The sequence below is a fragment of the Nostoc sp. genome (assembly GCF_054880495.1).
The window spans coordinates 1-3,527 of record NZ_JBTYKD010000408.1 but is presented as its reverse complement, the minus strand read 5'-3'; the positions used below and the strand labels follow the sequence as shown (position 1 = coordinate 3,527).

Annotated in this window: 4 protein-coding genes and 1 pseudogene; all 5 read right to left on the bottom strand. The window is 39.3% G+C overall.

Going from position 1 to position 3,527, the window contains the following annotated elements:
* Positions 1 to 195: pseudogene (locus tag ACYTXL_RS34200) on the bottom strand (hypothetical protein); the annotation flags it as partial.
* A gap of 278 nt (positions 196 to 473) precedes the next feature.
* Entirely contained in the window at positions 474 to 1,685 is a 1,212-nt protein-coding gene (locus ACYTXL_RS34195) for an EAL domain-containing response regulator (protein WP_461928462.1), read from the bottom strand.
* A 698-nt stretch (positions 1,686 to 2,383) separates the two neighbouring features.
* A complete protein-coding gene (locus ACYTXL_RS34190; RefSeq protein ID WP_461928461.1) occupies positions 2,384 to 2,527 on the bottom strand; it encodes a hypothetical protein in 144 nt (47 codons plus the stop codon).
* A gap of 380 nt (positions 2,528 to 2,907) precedes the next feature.
* The gene (locus tag ACYTXL_RS34185) at positions 2,908 to 3,117 is read right to left on the bottom strand and encodes a hypothetical protein (protein WP_461928460.1); all 210 of its coding nucleotides are present in this window, start codon (positions 3,115 to 3,117) and stop codon (positions 2,908 to 2,910) included.
* A gap of 29 nt (positions 3,118 to 3,146) precedes the next feature.
* Positions 3,147 to 3,527: hypothetical protein (locus ACYTXL_RS34180; protein ID WP_461928459.1), on the bottom strand; the 381-nt coding region annotated here is incomplete at its 5' end.

Below are 3,527 nucleotides of genomic sequence, written 5' to 3'. Positions count from 1 at the left end.
TGAAAGTGCTTCAGTACGGACGAGAGTTTTTGGCTGTGTAGGATTCTGTGTCTGTTGGGCAGAAGGTACAGATGTTTGTAGTGTGGGATTATCTGAGGAGGCGCGAGTCTGGTTACAGCCTGCTGTCAACGTCAGTAAAAAAACTGGCAGCAAGAAACGCGCAGGGACTTTCATGGCGGTAGACACTATACACATTTTTTCTACTCTAGACTTCAAACTCAACAATTGTCGCCAGTCTAAAGTTTGATTTTTCTTAATTAGTTAACCTCATAAGGTACTAGTACAGCACGGCGGAAATAAGCCACCCATTTGAAATGTCTCAAACCTTTGCGAACAGGTAATTACGAATTACGAACTTGTACTGAGCGCAGCCGTTGGCGCAGCCTCTCGTAGAGAAGTATTACGAATTCCGCCTTGCGGTACTAGGGACTAAATTCTCTTCGCAATACTCAATGCCCAATGCTGTCAAATATTTACACATATAAGCATTTGTTAGTTAACAGAAAATTTTCAAATTCTGCTGCTGGTAAGGGACGACTAAATAGAAAACCTTGCATATAATTACAGTTATGGTGGCGCAAAAAAGCCATTTCTGCTTCTGTCTCTACACCTTCAGCAACTATATCTAGATTGAGATTGTGAGCCATTTGGATTAATGCTTGAGTAATGGCTGATTTTTGCGGCTCGTTAGCAACATTATGGATAAAAGAACGGTCAATTTTTAATGTGTTAATTGGCAAGGTTATGAGATTAATTAAAGAATTGTAGCGTGTACCAAAATCATCGATCGCAATTTTTATACCCAAGGATTGCAATTGGTTCATAGTAGCGATCGCACCATTTACATCTTGCATAATCATACTTTCAGTTAGTTCTATTTCTAAGTAATGTGGTTCCAAATCATTGATAATTATTAAATTGACTATTTTCTGAATCAAATCTGGTTGATTAAATTCCATTACTGACAGATTGACAGCAACAACAAAGGAATAAATTCCGGCATCACGCCAGCTTTTAATTTGTTGGCATACCCTTTTTAATACCCATTTACCAATTGGAACAATTAAACCTGTAGACTCTGCTAACGGAATAAATTCTGTTGGGTAAATCATCCCCAATTCTGGACTTTCCCAGCGCAATAAACTTTCAACAGCTACTATTTTCCCCGAATCAATATCAACTATTGGTTGATAATAAATTTCAAATTCTTGAAAATTATGTTGTTTGATAGCCCGGTGTAAGCTAATTTCTAACAGATGCCTTTGGGGAGACAAGTTGTTAATTACAGTCTGAGGAGATAAATACCTTTTTAAAGTAGCGTGCTTTTCCAACCTGTTCATGATGGCACTTAATAACTCAGCGCGAGTGAATGGCTTAGTTATATAGTCATCTGCGCCCATATCCATAGCTTGACGGAAGTCACATTTGGCAGATTTTGCAGTTAAAAAAATGAAGGGAATTGTTGCCGTTGATGGCTCTTGGCGTAACGCTCTTAGCACGCCATGACCGTCAAGTTCTGGCATCATCAGATCACAGACAATTAAATCGGGAACTTCTGAGATAGCCAAATGTAACCCGATTTTGCCATTCGCCGCAGCAAGAGTTTCAAAATCCTCTGCTTCTAGCATATCTAAAAGGTTTTCACGAACTGCTTCTTCATCTTCTATTATTAAAATTTTGAGCATATTTTACCTCAATTTATATTTTATTTTTTAATGAAAAAATGACAACAAACTTTGTATCAAATTCCAAGGTAGCTGTGACAAAATATTTAACCTTGGTAGATATTTATACAACTTTTTAAAATTGTAGTATCCACAAAAACTCTAATGAGGCAAGCTCGTTTATAATGTGTCTCAGTACTGTATAATATACTAATATTTATTTATACTTTTGTAATTGCCTCTCAACGAGAAACCGATCTACTACATCAAAGGAACAAATAGTAGGATTCGCTGTAGTTTTCTTTGTTTTTTGTGCTAGTGCTTGACAAATACTTTCAGGGTTGACAAGACCAACAACTTGATATTATTTATCTAGAACTGGCAGTAGATCCAACTGCTGCTGCACCAGTAATAGCACTGAGGCTACCTTTTGAAATTATGACACGTTCCATATCATTGTCAAGATATGCATATCTTCAAAAATCTTGGCTGTTTTCAAGCTAGTTCCTGAAGCTACAAGCATCACCATATCATGCTTGGTGAATTACACCACTACCTGCGAAGATGAAGAACCTAAGACACTCTGCCCCGTGCTGGCATCAGTGATCCGGCGTAGCCCACACTTCTCTACGAGACCCTTCTCTACGAGACGCTACGCGTAGCTTGCTTCTCCAAAGGAGTACGGCAAGCTCAGGGCATCGCGCTGCGCGAACGACAAGCTACCTCGGCTGCGCTCGGCACAAGTCAGTGACCACCGTAGATATCGCATCTAATAGTGGTGTTTTCGGCACAATCATCTGCTGCGATCGCTCAATTATTGACTCTAACCATTGTACCCTTAGAATCTGAGGTAAGGCTTGCATAGATTTTTCTGATAGTTATTATCAAAAACTAGTTATCTAAAACTCTTTACTTAAGTATTTTCTAATATTTTGACGCAAAATAATTAGTAATATTTTGCTTATGAAGACGATAAAAAGTGTGTTAATAACTACAAACTAGCTTATATCCAGCTAGTTGAAAATTGGGAATGAGGCATTGGTTATTCCCCCTGCTACCCCTGCTACCACTGCTTTCCCTGCTACCCTGCCTCTTCACTAAGTACACGTCACCGTAAAAGGGGTTCGGAAATATTCAGACTTGATGTTGGGTTTCACTTCTCTACGGGACGCTGTTCGCGTTCGTTCTACCCAACCTACGAATGATTCAAGTGAAACCTGGGGAACAGATGTGCTGAAAGTAGTTATCCTACAGCTAACTCTACTGTGTCTAGATTACTTTCGGCTTTCTGATTTCTGGCAAATAAATCTGCAATTAAGTGCAAGACTTCAGCTTGTTCTTCTGGTGGTGCTTGAGCAATCAGCGATCGCAAATTGGTTTTGGGTTTTGTACCAACTAAGTGCGATACATACCATTCCCTAGCATTTTCAGGAAGAATAGCCAGTATTGCCAAGCAATTCTTATATCCCCGCTAGAACTGCACTAAAAAAAGATCGGGAGATTTGCATAAAAATACTTAATTCCGATGAAGGAAATAAAGAGCTGTTCTAAAAGCGTTATTGCACGTAGAGATAAAATGGTAAATTCTTCCTGTAATATGCAGCACTTAAGTGCAAGATATGAGTTACGCAAGGCGAACTTATTATAGGCATCAATAATACTCAGGATAGCCGCATTGATGGAGGAAAGGGGAACGACCATATTTTTGGAACTGGAGTTGGAATTGGTGGAGGTAATGCTATAGGAATCTCTAACACTCAGGGCAGTGATATTAATGGAGGAGAAGGGAACGATTCCATCTCCAGAAATGGTAGTGGTAATGTTGGAGTAGATGCTACAGGCATTTTCAACAGTGGTGGTAGC

Coding starts and splice junctions, on each gene's coding strand:
- ACYTXL_RS34195 (WP_461928462.1), bottom strand. CDS start 1,685: ATGCTCAAAATTTTAATAATAGAAGATGAAGAAGCAGTTCGTGAAAAC.
- ACYTXL_RS34190 (WP_461928461.1), bottom strand. CDS start 2,527: ATGCAAGCCTTACCTCAGATTCTAAGGGTACAATGGTTAGAGTCAATA.